Source organism: Mesorhizobium sp. URHB0026 (assembly GCF_054059755.1).
In genome coordinates this window covers 3051117-3075428 of sequence record NZ_JBSSCN010000001.1, presented here as the reverse complement: position 1 = coordinate 3075428, position 24312 = coordinate 3051117, and the positions used below count along the sequence as shown (strand labels likewise).

General features: G+C 64.0%; 19 protein-coding genes and 1 pseudogene. 10 read left to right on the top strand and 10 right to left on the bottom strand.

The features are described 5' to 3' along the window. Positions 1–10 precede the first annotated feature (10 nt). The 9 genes and pseudogenes from ACVWWD_RS15105 to ftsZ all read right to left on the bottom strand — a co-directional run bounded on the left by ACVWWD_RS15105 (position 11) and on the right by ftsZ (position 9854). On the bottom strand, positions 11–1564 hold the full coding sequence (locus ACVWWD_RS15105) for an FGGY family carbohydrate kinase (protein WP_457103164.1): 1554 nt from the start codon (positions 1562–1564) through the stop codon (positions 11–13). Continuing rightward, a complete protein-coding gene (locus ACVWWD_RS15100; RefSeq protein WP_023771109.1) occupies positions 1564–2688 on the bottom strand; it encodes an ABC transporter ATP-binding protein in 1125 nt (374 codons plus the stop codon). The genes ACVWWD_RS15105 and ACVWWD_RS15100 overlap by 1 nt, the downstream gene beginning before the upstream one ends. Further along, positions 2685–3803: an ABC transporter ATP-binding protein gene (locus ACVWWD_RS15095; RefSeq protein WP_023771110.1), complete on the bottom strand. Its 1119-nt coding sequence runs from the start codon at positions 3801–3803 to the stop codon at positions 2685–2687. Before ACVWWD_RS15095 ends, ACVWWD_RS15100 begins: the two co-directional genes overlap by 4 nt. 2 nt (positions 3804–3805) lie before the next feature. Next, the gene (locus tag ACVWWD_RS15090) at positions 3806–4663 is read right to left on the bottom strand and encodes a carbohydrate ABC transporter permease (protein WP_023782266.1); all 858 of its coding nucleotides are present in this window, start codon (positions 4661–4663) and stop codon (positions 3806–3808) included. A 9-nt stretch (positions 4664–4672) separates the two neighbouring features. Next, positions 4673–5596: a carbohydrate ABC transporter permease gene (locus ACVWWD_RS15085; protein ID WP_015318968.1), complete on the bottom strand. Its 924-nt coding sequence runs from the start codon at positions 5594–5596 to the stop codon at positions 4673–4675. Between the two features lie 154 nt (positions 5597–5750). Further along, positions 5751–7196, bottom strand: coding sequence for an ABC transporter substrate-binding protein (locus ACVWWD_RS15080; RefSeq protein WP_023771112.1), 1446 nt, complete (start codon positions 7194–7196; stop codon positions 5751–5753). A 45-nt stretch (positions 7197–7241) separates the two neighbouring features. Continuing rightward, positions 7242–8216: a sugar-binding transcriptional regulator gene (locus ACVWWD_RS15075; RefSeq protein ID WP_023782268.1), complete on the bottom strand. Its 975-nt coding sequence runs from the start codon at positions 8214–8216 to the stop codon at positions 7242–7244. Positions 8217–8319: 103 nt separating this feature from the next. Beyond that, positions 8320–8420, bottom strand: a pseudogene (locus ACVWWD_RS15070) (MgtC/SapB family protein); the annotation flags it as partial. Positions 8421–8816: 396 nt separating this feature from the next. Further along, positions 8817–9854: a cell division protein FtsZ gene (gene ftsZ / locus ACVWWD_RS15065; RefSeq protein ID WP_023771114.1), complete on the bottom strand. Its 1038-nt coding sequence runs from the start codon at positions 9852–9854 to the stop codon at positions 8817–8819. A gap of 436 nt (positions 9855–10290) precedes the next feature. Here ftsZ and ACVWWD_RS15060 point away from each other — a divergent pair, with 436 nt between their 5' ends. From ACVWWD_RS15060 to ACVWWD_RS15050, 3 genes are all read left to right on the top strand, one after another. Next, complete coding sequence (locus ACVWWD_RS15060; RefSeq protein ID WP_352546569.1) at positions 10291–12351, top strand: N,N-dimethylformamidase beta subunit family domain-containing protein; 2061 nt, start codon at positions 10291–10293, stop codon at positions 12349–12351. Positions 12352–12536: 185 nt separating this feature from the next. Then, entirely contained in the window at positions 12537–13235 is a 699-nt protein-coding gene (locus tag ACVWWD_RS15055) for a GntR family transcriptional regulator (RefSeq protein WP_023771116.1), read from the top strand. Positions 13236–13475: 240 nt separating this feature from the next. Next, positions 13476–14831 carry a glutamine synthetase family protein gene (locus ACVWWD_RS15050; RefSeq protein WP_457103163.1) on the top strand — a complete coding sequence of 452 codons (1356 nt, stop codon included), beginning with the start codon at positions 13476–13478 and terminating at the stop codon, positions 14829–14831. A gap of 5 nt (positions 14832–14836) precedes the next feature. On the opposite strand, the gene ACVWWD_RS15045 is transcribed toward ACVWWD_RS15050, so the two are convergent. Then, positions 14837–15697, bottom strand: a complete 861-nt coding sequence (locus tag ACVWWD_RS15045) for a MurR/RpiR family transcriptional regulator (RefSeq protein ID WP_352546571.1) — start codon at positions 15695–15697, stop codon at positions 14837–14839. Positions 15698–15849: 152 nt separating this feature from the next. Here ACVWWD_RS15045 and murA point away from each other — a divergent pair, with 152 nt between their 5' ends. From murA to ACVWWD_RS15010, 7 genes are all read left to right on the top strand, one after another. Further along, positions 15850–17106, top strand: a complete 1257-nt coding sequence (gene murA, locus ACVWWD_RS15040; protein WP_352546572.1) for a UDP-N-acetylglucosamine 1-carboxyvinyltransferase — start codon at positions 15850–15852, stop codon at positions 17104–17106. Further along, positions 17103–17984 carry an N-acetylglucosamine kinase gene (locus ACVWWD_RS15035; protein WP_352546573.1) on the top strand — a complete coding sequence of 294 codons (882 nt, stop codon included), beginning with the start codon at positions 17103–17105 and terminating at the stop codon, positions 17982–17984. Before murA ends, ACVWWD_RS15035 begins: the two co-directional genes overlap by 4 nt. A gap of 166 nt (positions 17985–18150) precedes the next feature. Beyond that, positions 18151–19074, top strand: coding sequence for an N-acetylmuramic acid 6-phosphate etherase (gene murQ, locus ACVWWD_RS15030; RefSeq protein WP_352546574.1), 924 nt, complete (start codon positions 18151–18153; stop codon positions 19072–19074). Positions 19075–19194: 120 nt separating this feature from the next. Next, positions 19195–20706 (top strand): ABC transporter substrate-binding protein, encoded by a 1512-nt coding sequence (locus tag ACVWWD_RS15025; RefSeq protein WP_457103162.1) that lies wholly within the window; start codon positions 19195–19197, stop codon positions 20704–20706. Between the two features lie 31 nt (positions 20707–20737). Continuing rightward, complete coding sequence (locus ACVWWD_RS15020; RefSeq protein WP_023782276.1) at positions 20738–21697, top strand: ABC transporter permease; 960 nt, start codon at positions 20738–20740, stop codon at positions 21695–21697. Continuing rightward, the gene (locus ACVWWD_RS15015) at positions 21697–22536 is read left to right on the top strand and encodes an ABC transporter permease (protein WP_352546576.1); all 840 of its coding nucleotides are present in this window, start codon (positions 21697–21699) and stop codon (positions 22534–22536) included. Before ACVWWD_RS15020 ends, ACVWWD_RS15015 begins: the two co-directional genes overlap by 1 nt. Further along, a complete protein-coding gene (locus tag ACVWWD_RS15010) occupies positions 22533–24281 on the top strand; it encodes an ABC transporter ATP-binding protein (RefSeq protein ID WP_352546577.1) in 1749 nt (582 codons plus the stop codon). Before ACVWWD_RS15015 ends, ACVWWD_RS15010 begins: the two co-directional genes overlap by 4 nt. Positions 24282–24312: the final 31 nt, after the last annotated feature.

The window sequence follows — 24312 nt, the reverse complement described above, 5'->3', positions numbered from 1 at the left end:
ACTCGACTTCTCAATTTTCCTGCGATGTCGCCATGGAACGCCAGACCGGCCGCAGGGCCTGGTGCGCCAGCATGTAGGACGGGGTCATCCTGTCGTAGATCGCGGCGAGGCCCGGGTCGCTTGGCTCGGCCTCGCCGAGCAGCGGCGTCACCCATTCGCCGACGCATTCGTCCATGGAGGCGTATTGACCGACGCAGACGGCGGCGATCATTGCGGCACCCGCCGCACCGGCCTCCTCTCGCGCGCTGGTGCGCGTGTCGGCACCAATGGCGGCCCCCAGGATCCTGCGCAGCGCCGGGCTTTTGGCGGCGCCGCCGGTCAGGCGAATTTCGCGAGGCAGCGGGCCCATGGCGGCGTAGCAGTCGCGCGCAGCGAAGGCCAAGCCTTCGAAGACGGCGCGCACCAGATCGGCGTAGCCGTGGCGCGACGAAATGCCGACGAAGCCTGCCCTGGCGTTGGCATCGACGAACGGTCCCCGCTCGCCGGCTTCCGACACGTAGGGCTGGTAGAGCAGCGAAGCTGGCCGCGTGGCCGCGATCCAGGCATCGACCAGCGCGATCATCTCGCCATTGCTGCGGGTTATGCCTTGCGAGGCGAGGATGCCCGAAGCGAGGCCAAGCACCCAGTCGATGTTGAGCGTCGCCGCCATGTTGGACTGCATCTGCGCGAAGACGCCCGGCGCCGGCATCGCCATCGTGTAACCGGTCGCCGCTTCGTTGAGCTGCACATCATCCGGGGTCTCGGCCAGCCGCATGTGCATGCCGGTGGAACCGATGATCGAGCAGCCGGGCTTGCGTTCACGGTCGAGGAGGCCGGCGCCGAGCGCGGTGCAGACGACGTCGACATAACCGAGCACGACGGGTGTGCCGGCAAACATGCCGGTGACGTCGGCGGCGGCCGGCGACAGTCCGGCGCTGTGCCTCGTGCCGTCGATGATCGGCGGCAGCAGGTGCCTGAGATCGGCGACGCCGAGGACGTCGAGCACCTCCCCACTGTAGTCACGGGTGCGGAAGTCGCCGAAAGTGAAGGTCCCTTCGGACGGATCGGTGGCGCGTTCGCCGGTCAGCTTGAAATAAAGCCAGTCCTTGCAATGGAACGCGGTCGCCGCCTTGCCGAGCATATCGGGCATGGTGCGCTTCATGAAGGCGAACTGCGAGCCTTGCTGGCAGGCGGCAAGACCGCTGCCGGTCTTTTCGAAGCGCAGCCGGTCATCGGGCCGCGCACGGATTTCTTCGACGATGCCGGCGGCGCGCGCGTCGAGCCAGAGCCAACCCTTGGCCACCGGCTCGCCCTTGCCGTCGATCAGCCAGGTCCCGTCGCCCTGCCCGGTCACCGCGATGGCGACGGTCCGGCTGGCGAGATCGGGCACCTTGTCGGCAAGCTGGCGCAGGGTCGTGGCGGCATCGGCCCATGTGCGGGACAGATCCTGTTCGGCGCCGCCGCCCGGCAGCGTCTCATAGTGGTTCGGCGTTGCCGCGGCCGCGATCTGGCGGCCCTTCGTATCGAAAGCGATGGACTTGATGACAGAGGTGCCGGCATCTATGCCGATCAGTACGTCGCGCATCACGCGAGCTCCATGCCGTGCGAGATCGCAATGCCGCTCGCTTGGTCGAAGACGTGCAGGTTTTTGGGATCTATGCTGACATTGATCGGCGCGCCGAGGTCGAGCCGGGTGCGGTCATGCTCCACCAGTACCAGCGAGCCGCCGGCGAAGTCGGCGGCGATGTGGGTCTGGTCGCCGAGCCATTGGTTGGCCGAGACCCTGGCCGGAACACCCTCCTTCGAGCGCCGGACCGCGTAGGGCCTGATGCCGATAACCACCCGCTCACGGCTGAGCAGCTGGTCGCGAACCGGAGCGCTGAAGGCGTCCTTGTCGTAGTCGAGCGACAGCCCGTCGGGCAGCCTGAGATTGATGCGGCCGGCGGCCGTGCCGACAAAGGCCTCGAAGACGTTCATCGGTGGCTCGCCGACGAAGGTGCCGGTGAACAGGTTCGCCGGGCGCTCCTTGATCCGGTCCGGCGTGTCGAACTGCTGCAGCACGCCACCCTCCATCACCGCGATGCGGTCGGCCAGCGCATTGGCCTCGGTCTGGTCGTGGGTGACCAGGATCGCGGTCAGGCCACGCTCCTTGATGAAGTGCTTGATGCGGCCGCGCAGCACGGCGCGAAGCTGCGGTTCGAGCTGGCCCATCGGCTCGTCGAGCAGATGCAGGTCGGCCTCGCGGATCAGCGCCCGGCCGAGGCTGGCGCGCTGCTGCTGGCCGCCGGAAATGGAGCTGGGATAGCGCTCCAATATGTCCTCGATCTCCAGCAGCTTGGCGATGCTGGCGACCTTGGCGTCGACCTCGCTCCTGGGCAGCCGGGCGGCCTTGAGCGCGAAGGCCATGTTCTCGCGCACGGTGAGCGGCGGATAGAGCGAATAGCCCTCGAAGGCCATCGCCACATTGCGTTTGACCGGCGGCAAGGTGTGTACCTTGCGGCCCGCGACCGCGATCGCGCCGCGCGACACCTCCTCGAAGCCGGCAATCATGCGCAAGGTCGAGGTCTTGCCGCAGCCCGAAGAGCCGAGCAGCGCCACGATCTCGCCCTTGCCGATCTCCATCGTCAGGTTCTTGACGGCGTGAACGCCCCTGTCGATCGGGCCATAGAATTTGTCGACGCCTGATATGGTGAGCGCGCTCGGGCTCATGCCGCTTCTCCGTTGCGCAGTTTGACGACATTCCTGGCGCCGATGCGCTCGCCGCTCGCCCGATCGAACAGCAGGGCGCTCCTGCCGTCGACGGCGATATGCGCCTTGCCTTCGCTGCGCCCCGGCGTTCCGGCCGGGCGCGAGACCAAAATTTCACGGCCGCGCACGGTGCGCACCAGCGTGACGATCTTTTCGTTGAGCGGCGTCTCCGCCTCGACGGTCACCGGAATGGCGCCGGGTTCGTTCTCGCCAACGAAATGCAGGGCCTCGGGTCTCAGCCCGATGATGCAGTCGCGGCCGATGGCGGCCTCCGGAGCATCGGTGAGATGGACCTGTACATTGGACAGGCCGACATAGACCCCCCGGGCATCGCGCGCGGGCTTGACGTCGAGCAGATTGATGGTCGGATCGCCGAACAGCCGCGCGATCTCGACGTTGGCCGGCTCACGATAGATCTGCTCGGGCGTACCAAGCTGCCTGATGACGCCTTGCGACATCACCGCGATGCGGTCGCCGAGCGCCATGGCTTCCTTGTAGTCCTGAGTAACGTAAACGACGGTGGCGCCGCGATCGGCGAGCAGCCGCGGCAGTTCGAGCCGCATCTCGAAACGCAGCTTGGCGTCGACATTGCGCAAGGGATCGTCGAGCAGAAGGAGCGGCGGCGAACCGACCAAAGCGCGGGCAAGGGCCGTGCGCTGCTTCTGGCCATTGGAGAGAGCGCGCGGCTTGTGGCTCAGCACATGGCCGATCTTCAACAATTTGGCGACGCTCTCGACCCCGGCCTTGATCGCGCTCTGCGACGAGCGCTTGGCCGCCAGCGGCGTCGCGATATTGTCGAAAGCGCTCATATGCGGAAAGAGCGCGAAATTCTGGAACGCCATGCCGACGCCGCGGAATTCCGCGTCGACATCGGTCATGTCCTCGCCGCCGATAAGGATCTTGCCTTCGTCCGGATCGATGACGCCGGCGACCAGCCGCAAAAGCACCGTCTTGCCGGCGCCCGAGGGACCAAACAGCACTAGCGTCTCGCCATCGGCGACCGTCAGCGACAGATTGTCGAGGACGGTCTGGCTCTTGTAGCGCTTGACGACGTTTCTGAGTTCGAGGCTGGCCATTTCTATCCTTTCACCGCGCCGAGCGACAAGCCCTCGACCAGATAGCGCTGTGCGTAAAGGGCGAGCGCCAGCGTCGGCGTGATCGACAAGACGATGGCCGCCGAAATTTGGCCGTACTGGATGCCCGATGAAGTGATGAAGGCCAGCGCGCCGACCGTCACCGGCTGCTTGTCGGCCGAAGCCAACACCAGCGCGAAGACGAAATTGTTCCAGGCGAAGATGAAGGCGAGCAGGCCGGCCGCCGCGATGCCTGGGCCGGCGAGCGGCAGCGCGATCTTGCGGAAGGTGGCGAACCAGGAATGGCCGCCGATGCGGTAGGCATATTCGATGTCGGCCGGAATGTCCTCGAAATAGCCGCGCACGATCCAAAGGATCAGCGGCAGGCATATCAACTGGTAGACCCAGATCAGGCCGATATAGGTGTTGGCAAGGCCGAGCTTCTGGAAATAGAGGGTCAGCGGCAGCAGGACCAGAAGTGCCGGCGCGAACTTGAACGACAGCAGCGTGAAGGCGATGTCCTCCGAACCGCGGAATTTGTGACGAGCGAAGGCGTAAGCCGCCGGCACGCCGAGCAGCAGCGAAACGGCGACCGAGGTCACCGACAGGAACACCGAATTCCAGAGGTTGCGCATGAAGGCGATATCGAGCGTGCCGGCGGCGGTCATCAGCTTGCCGGTGATCAACGCCGTGTAGTTGGCGAGCGTCGGATTGAAGATGAGCTGCGGCGGGATGCGCAGAATGGTTTCGTTGGTCTGGAACGACATCATGAAGATCCACAGGATCGGGAACATGAAGAAGATCACGACCAGCGTCAGTGCCGCGCCGCGCAGGATGCGTTCGAGAAGCGAGGTATGTTCCATCGCCGCCTCCTATGCCTGGCCGCGGGCGCGTTCGCGCAGCCTGAGCCAGTTCTTGATGAAGATGTTGGAGAGGAAATAGGTGATCGCCCACAGGATGATCATGAGCGCCGCCGAGCGGCCGACATTGGTCGACTGGAAGAAGTTGAGATAGGCCTCGACCTGGAACACGGTCAGCGTGTCGCCCGGCCCGCCTTGGGTCATCGCGTAGATGATGTCGAACTGCTGAATGGAATCGAGCAGCCGGAACAGCGTCGCTGTCAGGATGTAGGGCGTCAGCATCGGCAGCGTGATGCGGAAGAAGACGAAGCTCCTCGGCACGCCGTCAAGCGCGGCGGCCTCGAAGGGCTGCGTCGGCAGGCTGCGCAGGCCGGCGAGCAGCAGGATCATGATGAATGGCGTGTAGACCCAGATGTCGACCAGCACGACGGTGAACAGCGCCGTCGACGGCGACGACGCCCAGCGAAAATCCTGCAGCCCGATGAGGCTGGCGAGATAGCTCAGCACGCCGAAGCCCGGATTGGTCATCAGCTTCCACATCAGTGCCGCCAGCGCGGGCGCCGTCATCAGCGGCATCAACAGCATGATCGAGATGAAGTTGTTGAGTGTCGAGCGCTTCTGCAGCAGCAGCGCGATGGCGAGACCGAGAAGCAGTTCCAGCACGACCGTGGTGCCGGCATAGAGCAGCGACACTTTCAACGTGTTCCAGAACTTCGGATCGGTGAAGAAGGAGATATAGTTGTCGCCCCAGTTGAACTGGCGCGCCCAGGGCTGGCTCAGACGGTAGCGTTGGAACGAATAGACCACCGAGGTCAGGAACGGGATCAGGATGCCTATGCAGACCAGCAAGGCCGGCAGGCTGAGAACATAGGGCAGCACCCGCTTGCTGATCCTGAAGCCGGATGGCTTGAGCCTTTGCGATACCACCGCAGTCATCGAGCTGCTCCGTTGTTGCTGTCGCTTCGCCCTGCCGGCCGCCCAAGGGAGCAAGGCGGCCGGTGGGGCGAAATGGCACCTTTCGGCACCGCATCGCAAACATGAAAGATGTGGCGAGGGCCGAACCGCCAAGCAGGCCGGCCCTCGTTGCGACTTAACCGAGGCCGGCTTCCTTGAGCTGGCCGTTGATGCTCTCGGCGAGCTTGTCGAGGCCCTCGTCGACCGGCACTTCCTTGGACACCATCTTCTGCAGCGTCGCCGCCCATTCGGTGGTGAGATCGAAGAAAAGCGGCTGCGCCGTGAACTTGATCGAGGCGCCGGGTGCCGAGGCGTCGAACATCTCGACATAGCCCGGATAGCTCTTGTTCAGCTTCTCGCGGAAGACCTCATCCTTCCAGACCGACTGGCGGACTGGGTTGACGAAATCCATCTTGGTGGCGCCGAACAGCGCATGCTCGGGTCCGGAGGCCCATTGCATGAAGTACCATGTGGCGTCCTTGTCCTTGGAGAAGTTGGACATCGACAGCGACCAGATCCAGATGTTCGGCGTTGGTGCCTTGGCCTCCGGATTCGCCTTGAAGGCGGCGAAGGCAAGCTTGCCGGCCATCTTGTTGTCGCCGCCATTCATGAAGTAGCCGAGGATATCGGCGTCGAAGATCATCGCCGAGGCGCCGGCGCCGAGATCGGTGCCGACCTGGTACCACGTATAGGTCGACCAGTCCTTCGGGCCGCTCTGCTGGATCATCTGCACCCACTGCTTGTGGAAAGCCTTGGATTGGGCGGTGTTCATGGCGGCCGACAATTTGCCGTCGGCCGACACATTCAGGTCCTTCTGGTCGAAATTGGCGTAGGCCGACAGGAACCCCGGGTGAATGGTCGCCCAGGAGCGTGAGCCGCGCACACCAATGCCGTAGACGCCGCCACCGACATCCTTGGTGAGCTTGGCCGCAGCGGCCACCATCTCGTCCATGTTGCCGGGAACCTTGACGCCCGCCTTGTCGAACATCGCCTTGTTGTAGGTGATGTTGTTCTGCTCGAACCCCCACGGAATGCACCACTGCTTGGCGTCTTCCGATCCCAAAGCTCCGCCCGGCTTGCCGTTCCATGCGCAGGAATTCTTAACGCCTGGCAGGAAGTCGTCCCAAGCATAGTTCGGGTTGGTCTTGGCCGGATCCTTGATCCATTCGTTGAGGTCGGTGATCCAGCCGGCTGGGCCATAGGTCCAGGTCATGTAAGCGCCGGTCATGAAGGCGTCGTATTCGGGCGAGCTCGCCGACAATGCGGCCGTCACCTTGTCGAAATAGACGTCTTCGGGGAATACGTCGTAGACGACGTTCATGCCGGTCAGCTTCTTGAAGTTCTCAAGATTGGCGATCATGGCGTCGGCATATGGATGCTTGTTGAGCAAGAGCTTGATGGTCTTGCCCTTATGCGCCTGCCAGTCGAAGTCCGCGGCGAGCGCGCGGGTCTGGCCCAGGTTGAGCAGCGTGCCGGCGGTGCCGGCGGCGAGGCCCATGGCACCCAGGCCCTTGATCAGTCCACGACGGTCGACTTGTCCGCGCAGGAAGGCGTCTATCAGGTCTTTCTCTTTCTCATGCATTTCGTCTTCTCCTCCACAGGGTAGTTTCAACTGGACTGTTGCCGGCTACCCGACCGGCGTCTCTTCCACGAGCGATCGCGCCGTGCGCTCGTCCGTTATCAGGCCCTCGAGATAGCGCCCCTCCAGCACCGACTTGATGGCGCGAACCTTGATCCTGCCGCCGGCGACGGCGACAATCCGGCGGCTGGCGATATCCTCGCGCGCCAGTGCCAGCGCCCGGTTGGAAACGGTCGTCGCCACTGCCTTGCCGGCGTCGTCGAAGAAATGGCCGAGCAATTCGCCGACACCGCCATTGCGACGGATCTCCTCCATCTCGCCCTTCTCGATCATGCCGGTGGCGACAAGCGAAGCCTCGCGTTCGGCGGTGCCGATCCCAGCAAACAGCAGGTCGGCCGATCTGGCGAGATCGAAGACCTCGCTGATCCCCTTCTGGCCCAGCAGCACGATGCGGTCCTCCGCCGTGTTGGCGAACATCGGCACCGGCATCACATAGGCTTCGGCACCGGTGCGTTCGGCGAGACGGTGGATGACATCGTGCGGGTTGGCCGAGAATTTCCGGGTCAGGCCACCAAGCAGCGACACGAAACGGATGCGGTCGGTGGTGGTGCGCGGCAGATATTCCACGCAGGCCGCGAGCGTGCGGCCATGGCCGACGCCGATCAGCGCCTGCTCGCCGCGCTCGATCTCGCGCTTGAGGAACTGCGCGCCGGCGATGCCGAGCGCCTTGAGCGGCAGATCCTCGGAATCGAAATCCGGGACCACCTCGCAATAGTCGAGGCCGTAGCGGCGGGACAATTCGTCCTCGAGCTCGACGCATTCCGACACTTCGCCGTCGATATAGACCTTCACCAGACCTTCCTGGTTGGCCTTGGTGATGAGGCGGTGCGCCTTGAGACTGGTCAGCCCCAGCCGCTTGGCAACCTCGGACTGGGTCAGGCCGCCGGCGTAATGAAGCCACGCGGCCCGCGCCGCCATGCTGGCATCGTCGTCCCGAAAAAGGCCGTTTCCAAAACCAACCACGTTTCCGTCCCGATGATATTTTTATCAGTTGCTGCAAAATTTTTCACATGGCTTGGCCGAAGTCAAGCGGTCAGTAGCGTCAGCACGGTTGCAATTGCCGCAAGACCAAACTGGCCCCGCCAAAGGCAAGTCCGATCATCGTCATGATCCACATGGTGGCCGCGGTGGTGATCCCAGTCAGAGATCGCCGCGCCGAAGGATGGCGCGCCACCTTCAAATGGCGTCGCGTCTGGTCGGCTGCCGCGCGACGGTTCGGCCGGGCCACCTCAGGAGGGCAAGAGGTTCTTACTTCTTCGCCAGCGTGGACGTGCTTCGTCTGCCGCTTGGCGTGCTGACCGGCGTCGGCTTCATCGGCGGCGACGGCAAGGTCGAGAATCACTCCAGCCGCGACCGCTTCGTGTACTCGTTCAATCTCGAATGGAGACAGCCCGATGCGACCCGAACCCTAGACGGCAATCCTGGCACTGGTCGCCCGCGAATGCGAGATCGAGCGATTCGAGCTCATCGGCGAGAAGGCGTCCTGAAGAGCACCGTTTCCGGCCCTGGCACGCGACAGATACCGCGGGTCGCCTGCCCGGGAGTGTCAATTCGAACGGAAGGCTACTGCAAGGTCCGTGCGGCGGACGGCATGGAATGGCCATGTGCCATGCCGGCATCGGCATCACCCTCGCCAAGCGAACGATCGAGGCCCGTCGCCACCACCGAGACCCTGAAGCGGCCTTCCATGCTCTTGTCGAAGATGGCGCCGACGATGATGTCGGCGTCCTCATAGACCTCTTCACGGATGCGCGTGGCCGCCTCGTCGACCTCGAACAGGGTCATGTCCCGGCCGCCCGAAATCGACACCAGCACGCCCTTGGCGCCCTTCATCGACATTTCGTCGAGCAGCGGATTGGCGATCGCGGCTTCCGCCGCCTTCATCGCCCGGCCGTCGCCGGAGGCCTCGCCCGTTCCCATCATGGCGCGGCCCATGCCGCGCATCACCGATTTGACGTCGGCGAAGTCGAGATTGATCAGGCCTTCCTTGACGATGAGGTCGGTGATGCAGCTGACGCCGGAATAAAGCACCCTGTCGGCGATGACGAATGCATCGGCAAAGGTGGTCTTGGCATCGGCGATGCGGAACAGGTTCTGGTTGGGGATGACGATGACGGTGTCGGCGGCTTCGCGCAGCCGCTCGATGCCTTCTTCCGCCATCTGCATGCGGCGCCTGCCCTCGAAGGTAAACGGTTTGGTGACGACGCCGACCGTCAGGATGCCGGCCTTGCGCGCCGCCTGGGCGATGATCGGGGCCGCACCGGTTCCGGTGCCGCCGCCCATGCCGGCAGTGACGAAACACATGTGGGTGCCGGCCAGATGATCCATGATCTCGTCTAGCGATTCTTCGGCCGCGGCACGGCCGATCTCGGGCAACGAGCCGGCGCCAAGGCCTTCCGTGACGTGGGCGCCAAGCTGGATCAGCCGCGTCGCCTTCGACATGGTAAGCGCCTGGGCATCGGTGTTGGCGGCAATGAACTCGGTTCCCTGAAGCTGTTCCACGATCATGTTGTTGATCGCGTTGCCGCCGCCGCCGCCGACGCCGATCACGGTGATCTTGGGTCTCATCTCGGAGATTTCCGGCTTCTTGAACTCGGCCATGCCTGCTTCTCCTTCGCCAATTGCGTGCGCTTCACGACCCACGAGCAGACTGCCTACAAGACATTGCAATCGAGCGGCATGACGCGAATCAGTCCGTTCGGATGGGTGCCCCAAAAAGCCAGAGAGCGGCCGGACGTGCAAGTGCGTGAAGGTCAAGTTTTGTGATGAAGAGGCCGAGCTGCGAGAACGACTGTCCGGTTTCGCACGATCGCGATAATGTCGTCGTCGATCAGGCACCAAGCGGATGCCTGCGATGGATGCGTAGAACTCGCATTGCCGATGGCCATCGATGGCTGAGCGAGATTCCTACGGACTTCGTCAGCAATCAAGGCCGTGGGGTATATACGACCTCCAGACCCAAAGGTTTGAAAGCATTGTCCAGTTTGCCATCGATTAGATTGCGACAGCCGGGATCGCGACGCGGATTTTCGCGGCGATGAAGCGCCCCGTCGACCACGGCGCCATGGCCGTCTCAGGCTATACCGTTCCCTGGCATACAGCGGCCGGAACACCGGTCGCCCTTCATGTCTCGGCGTCGCGGCAGGTATGCCACGTGCACGTCGTGCGGCTCGACACGCCCGCGGCCGAGCCGATGGGCTGGCGCGTCGAGCCGACGGGAAATGCCGTGTCTCACCGCGATTTCGATCACGGATCCTTCCTGAAGATCGCGGCGGCGGAACTTGCCAAGGCCACCGAGATCGAAGGCGTCGCCTTCGAAGTATACTTGACCCGCAACGATGGCGCCCGCGTGCTGTTCGAAAGCGGGAACCTGCGCCTCGGCTTGCAGGACGGGCGGCTGATGTCAGCCGCCGACGGCAACTCGCTCGATAGCGGCGTGGTCTTGCCGGCAAACACCTGGCTCAAGGTCGAGATTTCGTCGAACGACGGCGCGACCGTGCTGCGGATCGACTCGGACGATCTCCTGTCGCCGTTTCGCGTGGATCATCGATTCGACCTGCCGTGGCGGCCCCTGACCGGTGACATGGTCTTCGGCACCAGCACGGCAAACGATGTAAGGTCGCTGAACGCCAAGTTCTCGGCGATCTCGCTGCGAACCGCGGCCGGTCGTATCGCCTGGATTTTTCCGACCCTGCTGCCGAGCGGCCCGCTCGCCTCGACAGGCACCGATCGCGTCCTCTTGCTGGAGACGATCAACCAGCCCGCCTTCTGCATGACCTCACGCCGTTGGGATGGGTCGAGCTTTGATCCCCGCTTGGTGCCATCGCATTACGACGCCGTGCATTGCCATGACGACGACATGGGCGCGTTGGGCTGGCCCCCCTCTTATCATCTGCAGATCCCTGCCGATGCCTCTGCCGGCGTCTATGCCTTCGAAGTCAGCCATGACGGTGGATCGGAGCGCATCGTCTTCTTCATCACCTCGACGGCACGCCGGGCACCGCTGCTGTTCCTGGTGCCGACGGCCACCTATCTCGCCTATGCCGATGAATTCCTGCCGGCGCATCTCTACGAATGGATGTGCGAGGATCGCGGCCATCGCTTCGCGATCGATAACAATCTGAAGTCGCTCTACGACTATCACAGCGATCTCAGCGGCGTGTCGATCTGTTCCACCAGGAAGCCCAAGGCGACGCTGCGCGACGACTACAATTATCCGCTCTGCGGCTGCCCGCACAACCTGCCCGTCGACCTGCATTTTCTGCGCTTCTGCCACAAGAATGATATCGGCTTCGATCTCATCACCGACCGCGACCTGCACGAACTGGGTCTTGCCTGCCTGCAGGGCTACCAGGCGGTCATCACCGGCAGCCATCCCGAATACATGTCGGTCGAGATGGAGCATGCGCTGCGCCAATTCGCGGCGGCGGGTGGCAGCATCGCCTATCTCGGCGGCAATGGTTTTGCCGCCAAGGTGGCGTTCCAGGACGATCTGATGGAATTGCGCCGCTCGCCGCTCGAGGCGGGCCGGACCTGGGACGGCTCTATCGCCGAACAGTCACTGTCGATTACCAACCAGCCGGGAGGGTACCTGCGCGCCAGCGGGCGCGGCGAGTTCTCACTGACCGGCGTCGCCATCTCGCTGATGGGTTTCGATCGCGCTCGGCCTTTCACGCGTACGCCGGAAAGCCGTCAGCCCTCGGCCGCGTGGTTGTTCGATGGCGTCACCAGCGAGACCTTCGGCGACGAGGGCATCGTGCTTGGAGGAGCCGCCGGCTACGAGGTGGATGCCACCGACCCGCATCTGGGCACATCCCCCGACACCATGGTCATTGCGCGCGCGACCGGGTTCCCGGACAGCTTCATCCATGACGCCACGCGATGGTACGAAGGAGGTGACAGAGAGCGCGACGGGCGCCGTTGCGCGGAGATGACACTGCGCCATCTGCCCTCGGGCGGCCTGATCTTCTGCGCGAGTTCGGTCGCTTGGTGCGGCGCCTTGCCTGTCAGCGATGCCATGAACGACGTCGGCCGGATCACCAGGAATTTGCTGACGCATATGGCATTGGAGAAGAGCGGGCCGGTTCCGGATCGATAGGCGGAAGGGAAGGCAGCCCGCCGCACCGAGCCGGCTCCTGAGGTTGGCTTGCCGCGCAACGATCGAAGCGTCTATCATGCTCGATCAATCGGCGGCTTGGGTGTTCCCGCCGTGCCAGGCCTAAGCTTTGTCCGCGGCGCGTGTCGTCAGGTCATTTTCAGAACGGATGAAGGTGCGCCCCGCCAATGGCCGGCAGAACACATTTCGGTTTGACCGCCGTAGACACCGTGCCCTTGCACGAGAAGGTCTATCTGGAGCTTGTGCGAGCCCTGATGTCGGGCCAATTCCTGCCCGGCCAGAAGCTGACCTCGCGCAAACTCGCCAAGGAACTCGGCACCAGCGACATGCCGGTGCGCAGTGCCTTCATGCGGCTGCAGGCATTGCGGGCACTGAGCCCGATGCCGAATGGCAGCGTCGAGGTGCCGGTGATCTCGGCCGAGCGGTTCTCGCAATTGACCGCCGTGCGCACACTGCTCGAAGGCCCGGCAACCGAACTTGCGACGAAACTGATCAACGGCAACAATCTGCGGACGATCCGACGCCATTGCACAGAACTGACCCTGACGGCCAGCAAAGGCGATATTGGCGACTATCTCAGGAAGAACCACGATTTTAAATTCTCGATCTATCGCCATTGCGGCAACGAGCAGATGATCTTCCTGATCGAGACGGTGTGGATGCAGGTCGGCCCGTTTCTCAGAAACCTCGCCATGGGATTCGAGGACGACCTCTCCTCCATTCTGGATATCGACTATCACGAGGAAGTCGTTGCCGCGATCGAGGCGCAGGACGGTGGGCGAGCGCGGGCGGCCATCGTTCGCGACATCGACGAGGGTGCTGCCCACATCCTGCGGCAGGTCAGATTCCCGGAAGCGAGGAGCTAGGCCGATGTCTCCTGCACCCCAGACCACTTGGCTTTCCCTTGCCTTGTCGCTATGTTGCGATCGCAGATCGCGCAATTGGTTCCTGAAATGCCTCCCGACATACCGGCTAATGACTTGAAAAGATGAAGGAAAATTTCCGACCTATGTCGGAGATGCCTTCATGAACTCGTCAGCTGCTTTGTCGTAGAAAATAGGGTGCTCGCCTCAGACGCGACACCGCAGGGAACCAGAGGTTTGAAATTGAGCGATGCAATTACGGACGTTTTGAACTGGCTTGAAAGCCGAAGCGACATCCTGAGCCTGAGGGCCGCGGTGTGCGACCTCAACGGCATCATGCGGGGAAAACGCATCCCCGTCGAGCAGGCCCGCAAGGCGCTGGAGGGCAAGCTGCGCATGCCCTACTCGCTGATCGGGCTCGATGTCTGGGGCGAGGACATCGAAGGCAACAGCCTGGTCTTCTCGACCGGCGATGCCGACGGTCTTTGCCAATGGACGGGTCGCGGCATTCTGCCGGTGGAATGGACGGCGCATCCGACGGCGCTCGTCCCGCTCTGGCTAGCCGATGAGAGCGGAGCGCCCTATCTCGGCGACCCCCGGCGGGCACTCGCCCGCATCCTCGATCGCTACAAGGCGCTCGGCCTCACTCCTGTCGCGGCAACCGAACTGGAATTCTACCTGGTCGATCCGCAATCACAGCGGCCGGTCGGGCCCGTGTCCCCGGTCACCGGGCGGCGTCTCGATTCCGACGCGGCGCTGTCGATCGACGAAATCGACGATTTCGAAGCCTTCATCCACGACATCTATGAAGCCTGCCGCGCGCAAGGCATTCCCGTCGATACGGCCATCGCCGAAAACGGCGTCGGCCAGTTCGAGATCAACCTGAACCATGTCGCCGACGCGTTGCGGGCGGCCGACGATGCGGTGTTGTTCAAGCGCACGGTGAAGGGCATTGCCCGCAAGCACGGCTTTGCCGCCTGCTTCATGGCCAAGCCCTATGGCGACCGCGCCGGCAACGGCTTCCATGTCCATTTCAGCCTGGTCGATGCCGATGGGCGCAACGTGTTCGACGACGGCACCGACCAGGGTTCCGACACCATGCGACACGCGGTCGGCGGGCTGCTGGCGGCGATGGCCGAAAGCACGCTGGTGTTCGCGCCGCATTTCAATTCCTACCGAAGGCTGCGCCCGAGATCCTACGCGCCGACCGCGGTCGCCTGGGGTTACGAGAACCGCATGGTCGCGATCCGCATCCCCGGCGGCCCGACCGGCGCGCGCCGCATCGAACATCGCGTCTCGGGAGCCGACGCCAACCCCTATCTCGTGCTTGCCGCCATACTGGGTGCCGCGCTGATCGGCATCGAGAAGCAGATGTCGCCAGGCGACCCGGCGGGGAATGACGGGCAAGGCGTCGCCCCGGCCAAACTGCCGCCGGACTGGGCGTCCGCGATCGCAACCTTTGAAGGCGGGACGCATGTGGCGGAGATCTTCCCGGCGATCCTGCGCGACTCCTTCGTCGCCTGCAAGCGCCAGGAATTGAATACGTTTGCCCTCAACGTGAGCGATTTCGAGATCGAGACCTATCTCGAAAGCGTCTGAGGCCTCTACGACGAGCGCTCGGCCTTCAGCACCGTGACCGCGGCCTCGCTGTTGTGAACGTAGTCGTTGGCGTCGGGCTGCTTCTGAACCAGCAAGATGAACAGAAGGTCGGTCAGCGTCAGCTGGGCGTCGCGCGCGGTGATGGAGGAAGAGCGCGCACGTTCCTCGTCAGCGACGGTGTAGAGGCGGATGTCGGCGACGCGGCTCAGCGGATTGTCGTGCAGGCCGGTGACGGCGATCACCGTCGTGCCACGCTTGCTGGCAAGTTCGGCGATGCGCAAGGTTTCGATACTGGCGCCGGAATAGGACAGCGCGAACAGCACATCGTCAGGCCCGAGCGTCGAGGCGTTGGCCATCTGGATGTGGCTGTCGCTGTCATGCAGCACATTGCGGCCGAGCTTCATCAGCTTGTAGGAAAAATCACGTGCCACTAGCGAGGAAGCGCCGACGCCGACCAGATGGATGCGCCGCGCGCCATCCAGCAGGTCCAGCGTCCGGGAGAGAATGCGCTCGCTGTTGGCGGCGACGGTCTGCTGCATCGACAGCAGCTTGCTGCCGATCAGCTTCTTCAGGATGACCGGAAAACCGTCACCCACCTCGATCGAGCCGTGGATGACGCCGGCCGGCACCTGCCAATCCTGCGCCTTGGCCTCGCTGACGGCGAGCTTGAGCTCCTGGTAGCTGCCATAGCCGAGCTTCTGGCTGAACTTGACGACGCTAGACTGGCTGCGGCCGATCTCGGCCGCGAGTGCGGCCGTCGACAGCCGCAGCATCTGGTCGGGATTGCCGATAATATAACGGCCTATCTCGCGTTCGCCGGGCGCCATGCCGTCGAGCTCGGCACTGATCCTGCTTAAGACGGACACGGAAATCCCTCGCTCTTCCTTGCAAGAAGAGGAATAAATTATTCCAATTTTGATTGACAGCCAAGAACGCAGAATTAATTCTCGACTTGGCCCGGGGTCGTCGCTCGGGATTCCCGGGCAGGTCACCGGATGTGGCCGTCAAGGTTCCAGCCATGGACAGATTGCGGATCGTCGGCGGACAGAGACTGCAGGGCGCGGTCACCATTTCGGGCGCCAAGAATGCCGCTTTGCCGCAGATCGCGGCTGCGCTGCTCAGCCCCTATCCGCTGGAATTGACCAATCTGCCCGATGTGACCGACGTCGAAAACATGCTTGGCGTGGTGCGACTTCACGGCGCCGAAATCACCCGGGCCGCCCATGCCGCCACCATCGACACAAGTACCGCCGTTTCCAAGGAGACGTCCTACGACACGGTTCGGAAAATGCGGGCGACGGTGCTTGTCCTGGCGCCGTTGCTGGCGCGGTTCGGCCATGCCCGGGTTTCGCTGCCGGGCGGCTGCGCGATCGGCGCGCGGCCGGTCGACATGCATGTCGCCGCACTCGCCGCGCTCGGCGCCAGGATCGCCGTCGAGAACGGCCTGATCGTCGCCGCGGCCCCGAACGGGCTGACCGGCACGCGCATCGTGCTCCCCTCGCCATCGGTCGGGGCGACGGAAACCGCGATGATGGCGGCGACCGCGGCCAAGGGCGAAATCGAGATCCTGAACGCGGCGCGCGAGCCGGAAGTAGCCGATCTCGCCGCTTGCCTCGTTGCCATGGGCGCGCGCATCGAGGGCGCCGGCACGCACCGTATCCTGATCGCGGGCGACACCAGCTGGCATGCCGCCAGGCATGACATCATCCCCGACCGCATCGAGGCCGGCACCTATGCCATCGCGGCCGCAATCACCGGCGGCCAGCTCGAACTGACGCATGCCCGGCTCGAGCACATGGCCTCTGTCGTGCAATTGCTGGAGGCTACCGGCGTCAGCGTCTGGCCAGGCGATCGCGGTCTGATCGTCTCGCGCGACCGACCGTTCAAGGCCGCGGATCTGACGACGGAACCTTATCCGGGCTTTCCGACCGACCTGCAGGCGCAGTTCATGGCGCTGATGTGCTGCGCGCAGGGTGCGTCGCTGCTGCGCGAAACCATCTTCGAGAACCGCTTCATGCATGTGCCCGAACTGATGCGGCTCGGCGCCAACATCAAGCTGCAAGGCACCATGGCGCTGGTGCGCGGCGGCGAGAAATTGCACGGCGCGCAGGTGATGGCCACCGATCTGCGCGCTTCGGTGTCTCTGGTGCTGGCCGCGCTGGTCTGTGAAGGCGAGACGACAATCAACCGTGTCTATCACCTCGACCGCGGCTACGAGCAACTGGACCGCAAGCTGCGCCTGTGCGGCGCCGACATCGAGCGGCTGGGCGCATGAATACCGAAGCGGATTATTTTCTCGGCGTCGATGGCGGCGGCACCGGTTGCCGCGCCCGTGTCGAGGACGCGCAAGGCAAGGTGCTGGGACAGGGCCTGTCGGGGCCGGCGACGACGCGGCTCGGGGTCGAGGCAGCCTGGGCCTCCATCGCCAAAGCTTTCGGCGCGGCGATCGAGGAGGCAGGTTTCGCGCCAGCCGAAACCGCCAAGATCCATGCCGGCGTCGGCCTTGCCGGCATCGGCCGCAAAGGCGCGCTTGAGGCGTTGCGGGCAATCGCGCACCCCTTTGCCGGCATCGACTTCGTCAGCGACGGCATCGGTGCCTGCCTAGGCGCGCATTCCGGCCAGGACGGCGCCATCGTCATCGCCGGGACCGGCTCGATCGGCCTCGGCTTCGTCGAGGGCCGCGACCTGCGCGCCGGCGGCTACGGGTTTCCGATCTCCGACGAAGGCAGCGGCGCCGACCTTGGATTGAAAGCCGTGCAACTGGCATGGCGCGCCCATGACGGCCGCCACGAGCGCACGGCGCTGCTGGCGGAGGTCATGCAGCGCTTCGCGGGCGACCCAATGGAGGCCGTCGCCTGGATGGACCGCGCCAGCGCCACGGACTATGCCGCGCTTGCACCCATGGTGATGCGCCATGCCGACCAGGGCGATCCCGTTGGGCGCCGCATCGTGCAAGGTGCCGCCGAACAGATCGACACGCTGGTGCGAGTGCTGTTCGAGAAGGGCGCGCCGCGCGTGACGTTGCTGGGCGGCCTCGCCAGCCCGCTCGAACCATGGCTTTCTCCCGATGTGCGCCGCCGCCTGAAGCCCGCCGACGGCGACGCCGTATCCGGCGCGATCATTCTTGCCAAGCGGTCGGTTTGCAAGGGATAGCCACATGGGTAGGAATAAAATATTCCAAATCTCTGTTGACGATGTGAATATCAAATTCTAAAAAGTTAACAAAGAAAAACTGCGATGACGGACCAAGGACCGTCCGCACTGGTTGCCAGACGAGTGTTGCCGGGCGCCGTGCGGCAGAATTTTTGAAAGCGCTGGGATGACCGAGCAAGGGTTGATGTCCGAGCTGGATCGCTTGGTTTCCGAGGGTCGGAACCCAAGGACCGTCGACATCGATCTGCTGCCGACCATCGACGTGCTGCGCAGGATCAATGACGAGGACAAGATCGTCCCTGCGGCCGTCGAAAAGGTGCTGCCCGAAATTGCCGCCGCGGTGGATCGGATCGTGCTTGCCTTCCAGAGGGGCGCGCGCCTCATCTACATGGGCGCCGGCACCAGCGGCCGGCTTGGCGTGCTCGACGCTTCGGAATGCCCGCCGACATTCGGCGTGCCCGAACGCATGGTGGTCGGCCTGATTGCCGGCGGGCCCGACGCGCTGGTGCGCTCGCTCGAAGGCGCCGAGGATGACCCGAAGATGGCCACCAAGGCCTTGCAAGGGATCGGACTCACACCCGACGACGTGGTGGTCGGCATCGCGGTCAGCGGACGCACGCCCTACGTCATCGGCGGGCTGAACTATGCCAAGCGGGTGGGCGCGACAACGGTCGCCCTCTCCTGCAATCCGGCATCGGCCATTGCCGGCATCGCCGACATCGCCATCTCGCCCGTCGTCGGCCCCGAAGTGCTGACCGGCTCGACGCGGCTGAAATCGGGAACCGCGCAGAAGCTGGTGCTCAACATGCTGACCACGGCCTCGATGATCCGGATCGGCAAGAGCCACCAGAATCTGATGGTCGACCTGAACCCGTCGAACAGAAAGCTGGTCGCCCGGGCGATCAGGATCATCATGCAGACCACCGGCTGTACTCCGCAACAGGCACGAGAGTCGCTCGACCGGACCGGCAATGACGTCAAGCTGGCGATCCTGGTGACCATCACCGGCCTCGACGTGGACGCGGCGCGGGCCGCTTTGACCAGGGCCGGAGGGTTCCTGCGAAAGGCGATCGGCGACGAAGCGACCTGAAGCCGCTTTAGACAAGACGGCGTCAAGCCGCATAGACTGGGCCGACACTCCATAGCATGTGTGCCTTGGAAGCGGTCCTCGGAAACTGCAAGGCATCGAGTTCAATAATGGGAGACGAGAATGGTTCATCTTACAAGAAGGCTGCTTTCGGGCATCACCCTTGCCGCGATGCTCGGCATCGCGACGGTTTCGGCGCAGGCGGCGACGCTGCATATGGCCTGGTCCCAAGACGCCACCGGGCTTGATCCGCACAAGCAGACGGCCTTTTCGTCGCTGCGGCTCTTGGAGCTGATCTACGAGCCGCTGGTGCGCGTCGACGCCAGCCTGCGGATAATCCCCGCCATCGCCTCCTCCTGGGAGTTTTCGAAGGACGGCAAGGAGCTGACCTTCAAGCTCGATCCCAAGGCGAAATTCCAGGACGGCACGGCCGTGACCCCGGCCGACGTCAAGGCGTCGTTCGAGCGCATTCTCGACGAGAAGACCGGCGCCGCCGCCCGCGCCAACTTCCTGTCCATCGCCAGCATCGATACACCCGATCCGGCGACCGTCGTGTTCCACCTGTCGCAACCCGACGTGCCGATCCTGACGGCGATGAGCGACGTCAACGCGGCCATCGTTCCGGCGTCCGAGATCAAGGCCGGCTCGATCGGCACCAAGACGGTCGGTTCGGGCCCGTTCAAGCTCGACAAATGGGATCCCAATGCCAAGGAAGTCTTGAGCGCTAACAAGAACTGGGCCGGCGGCGCGACCGGCGTCGACGGCATCGAGATCAGCGTGCTGCCGGATGAGGCGGCGATCCTCGCCGCCATGCGCACCAAGCAGATCGATTTCGCGCTGCTGAATGACCCGCTCGTCGCCACGCTGGTGCCGAAGGAAGCCAGCCTGCAACTCAACCGCGTGCCGGTCCTGGCCTATCACGTGCTGCAGCTCAACCCGTCGTGGAAGCCAATGACCGAGCTCAAGGTGCGCCAGGCGATCTCCTGCGCCATCGACCGGCAGGAGGTGCTGGACACCGCTTCGCTCGGCGAAGGCAAGGTCACCGGACCGCTGACCATCCCGGCGCTGGCCACCGATCCGAACCAGTTGTTCTGCTACAAGCGCGATGTCGAAAAGGCCAAGAAGCTGATGGCCGAGGCCGGCTTTGCCGGCGGGTTTTCGGCGACCGTGATCGGCGCCACAGGCGAGCCGCCGACGGCAGCGGCCGAAGCGCAGGTCATCCAGTCGCAGCTCGCCGAAATCGGCGTCAAACTCGATATCAAGATGATGGAGCTCAACGTCTATGTCGACGCCTGGCTGAAGGGCGATTTCGACATGGCGATCGCGCTCAATGGCGGCCGGGCCGACCCCTATACCATGTACAACCGTTACTGGACCAAATCAGGCAATCTGCAGAAGGTGGCGAACTACATCGACGATACGCTCGACAGCCTGATGCAGCAGGGCCGTGCAGAAACCGATCCGGCCAAACGCAAAGCGATCTTCGCCGAATTCGAGAAGCATCTCGCCGAAATGTCGCCGTGGATCTGGCTCTACACCTCGTACAGCTACACGGCCCAGCAGAAGAACATATCCGGATTCGTGCCGACGCCGACCGGCACGCTGTTCAGCCTGAGCAAGGTGACGATCCAGTAGCTTCGGCAACGGGACGAGAGGTCTTCCTGGCGTGAACTATCTCCTGCGACGGCTGGCGACGTTTCCTCTCGTCCTGCTTGGCGTGTCCATCCTGGTCTTCGTGGCGATCCGGATGGTGCCTGGCGATTCGATCACGGCAATGCTGGGCACCGAGGCCGGCCTGCTGACGCCGGCGCAACGGGATTCGCTCGCCGCCTATTTCGGCATCGACCAGCCCTGGTTCGTCCAGTACTGGCACTGGATCGGCGGCATCCTGCACGGCAATTTCGGCATATCCGTCACCTATGGCAGGCCGGTTCTCGACGTCATCCTCGAGCGCTTTCCGCTGACGCTGGAACTGGCCGTGCTGTCAATGATCATCGCGCTCCTGGTCGGTATGCCGGCCGGCATCCACGCCGCCACGCACAATGAGAAGCTGTCGGATCTCGGTGTACGCGTCGCCGCCATGATCGGCCAATCGACGCCGAGCTTCGTGCTTGGCTTGTTGATCATCTACACGCTGTCGGCGGGCTTCGGCGTGCTGCCGGCGATGGGCGAATTCGTGCCGTTCTGGCAGGATCCCTTGCGCAATCTCAGCCAGTTGATCCTGCCAGCCATCACGCTCGGCTTCGCCTTCGCGGCATCGGTCACCCGCATTGCGCGATCGGCAATGCTCGACGTGTTGAGCGACGATTATGTGCGCACCGCGCGCAGCAAGGGCGCTTCGGCGCGCAGCGTCATCTGGCGGCACGCGCTTCCCAATGCGCTGATTCCGGTGGTGACGCTGAGCGGCATGGAATTCGGCTATCTCCTGGGCGGCGCCGTCATCGTCGAGCAGATCTACGCCCTGCCCGGCCTCGGACGCATGGTGCTCGACGCCATCCTGCAGCGCGATTACGCGCTGGTGCAGGGCAGCGTGCTGTTCATCGCCTTCAACTTCATGATCGTCAATCTCCTGGTCGACCTCGCCTATGTCGCGCTCGATCCGCGCATCCGACTGGGGGAACAGTGATGCGCATCCTGCGTGCCATCTTCGGCCATGGCAGCGGCCGCATCGGTGGCGTCATCGTGTGCGTCTATCTGCTGCTTGCCATCCTCGGCCTGCTCGGGTTGACGCCGCACAATCCGATCACGCAGTACCGTATCGACCGGCTGCATGCGCCCAGCGCCGCCTACTGGATGGGCACCGACCTGTTCGGCCGCGACGTCGCCAGCCGCCTGATGGCGGGCATCGGCCAGTCTTTTACCGTCGCCTTCTTCTCAGTGGCCTTCGCGGCGCTTGCCGGAACGATCCTGGGGTTGGCCGCCGCCTGGCTCGGGCGCCGCTGGGACAGCGTCGTTATGCGGATCATGGACGTGCTGCTGGCCTTCCCGGCGATCCTTCTGGCACTGCTCATCGTCACCGTCGCCGGACCCGGCACCTGGACCAGCGTCGTTGCCATCGGCATCGTCTACACGCCGATCTTCACCCGCGTGGTGCGCGGCCCCGCGCTGTCGCTGAAGACACGCGAATTCGTCGATGCCGCGCGTACCTTCGGCAGCAGTTCAAGCTACATTGTCACGCGCCACCTGCTGCTCAACCTGGTGGCGCCGCTGACCGTGCAAGTGACCCTGGCACTCGCCTGGGCGCTGCTGACCGAAGCCGGCTTGAGTTTTCTCGGCCTCGGCACGCAGCCGCCCGCCGCGTCGCTCGGACTTATGCTGAGCGACAGCCGCAATCTGATGGAGACGGCACCCTGGCTGATGATCTTCCCGGGCCTGGCGATCATGATCAGCATCCTCGGCTTCAACCTTCTGGGCGACGCCTTGCGCGACATACTCGACCCGAGGACGCGGAGCGCGTTCGCATGACCCCGCTCTTGTCAGTCTCGGACCTGCGCGTCGGCTTCAGCCGCGATCCCTGGGCCAATGAGGTGGTGCGCGGCGTCAGTTTCGATATCGCCGACGGCGAGACGCTGGCCATTGTGGGCGAAAGCGGCTCGGGCAAGTCGGTGACGGCGCTGTCGATCAACCGGCTCGTCGATTTCGGTGGCGGCCGCATCACTGGTGGCTCGATGAAGCTCAAGCGGGCCGATGGGACCATCTTCGAGTTGACGACCGCGACCGAACCGCAACTGACCGGCATTCGCGGCGCCGAGATCGGCATGATCTTTCAGGAACCGATGACCTCGCTCAACCCTGTGCTGACCATCGGCACCCAGATCGAGGAATCGTTCCGCCTGCATCGCGGCTTGACCGGCCGGCAGGCCACGGCGGCAGCGAGGGACGCGCTCGACCGCGTGCGCATTCCCGATGCCGCGCGCCGGCTGAAATACACGCCCAACCAGCTGTCCGGCGGCATGCTGCAGCGGGTGATGATCGCCATTGCCCTCGCCTGCAACCCGCGCCTGCTGATCGCCGACGAGCCGACGACGGCGCTCGATGTTACCGTGCAGGCACAGATCATGGCGCTGCTTGCCGAGCTGAAGCGCGAAAGCGGCATGTCCGTTATCTTCATCACCCACGATATCGGCCTTGTTGCCGGCATCGCCGACAAGGTGATGGTGATGCAGAACGGGCAGGCCGTCGAACAGGGTGAGCTCAACCGTGTCCTCGACAGCCCCCAGCATCCCTACACCCAGCATCTGCTGCATGCCGTGCCACATTTCGCCAGCGGTCGCGCGACGCGCTCGGATGGGCAACGTGACGACGGCGCGAGCGCCGAACCGGCCTTGAAGGTCGATGGCCTGGTGGTGCGGTTTCCCCTCAGAAGCAGTTTCTTCACCCGCGCCACCGGCGCGGTGCATGCCGTCGATGGCGTCGATTTCGACCTGATGCACGGCGAGACGCTGGCCATAGTCGGCGAGAGCGGTTCGGGCAAATCCACTGCGGCCAAGGCGATGCTAGGGCTTGTGCGGTCGACGCGCGGCAGCTTCTCGGTCAGCGCCCGAGCGGCCTCGCCGAGGCGCAGCGCCAAGCCCATTCAGATGGTGTTCCAGAACCCTTACGCCTCTCTCAATCCGAGGCTGACGATCGAGAGCATTCTGGCGGAACCCGTGATCGCCACCGGCGGCCGGGTGGATGCCGAAACGCGGGCCAGAATGGCGTGCCTGCTGGAACGCGTCGGCCTGCCCAAGAACAGCCTTGAGCGCTATCCGCATGAATTCTCCGGCGGCCAACGACAAAGGCTGTGCATCGCCCGAGCGCTGATGCTCAACCCGTCCGTCGTGGTCCTCGATGAAGCAGTGTCGGCGCTCGATGTGTCGGTGCAGGCCAAGGTGTTGGAGCTGCTGGTCGACCTGCAGCGCGAGTTTGGGCTGGCCTATCTGTTCATCTCGCATGACATGGCGGTGGTCGAGCGGATAGCGCACCGCATCGCGGTCATCTATGCCGGCCAGATCGTCGAGATCGGCGACGCACAATCCGTGCTGTCGAAGCCGAGGCATTCCTATACGAAGAAGCTGATATCAGCCGTTCCGGCCATCGACCGTCGGCGCGAGCATTTCGAGATCGACACGCGCCAGGTGCCCTCGCTGGTGCGCCCGCCAGGATTCGAGCCGGCGCCGGCGAAATGGGAGCGGTTTGGGGTGGATCATGTGGCGAGGGCGGAGACTTAGAGATGTTTGCGGGACAGCGCCATCTCTCCAA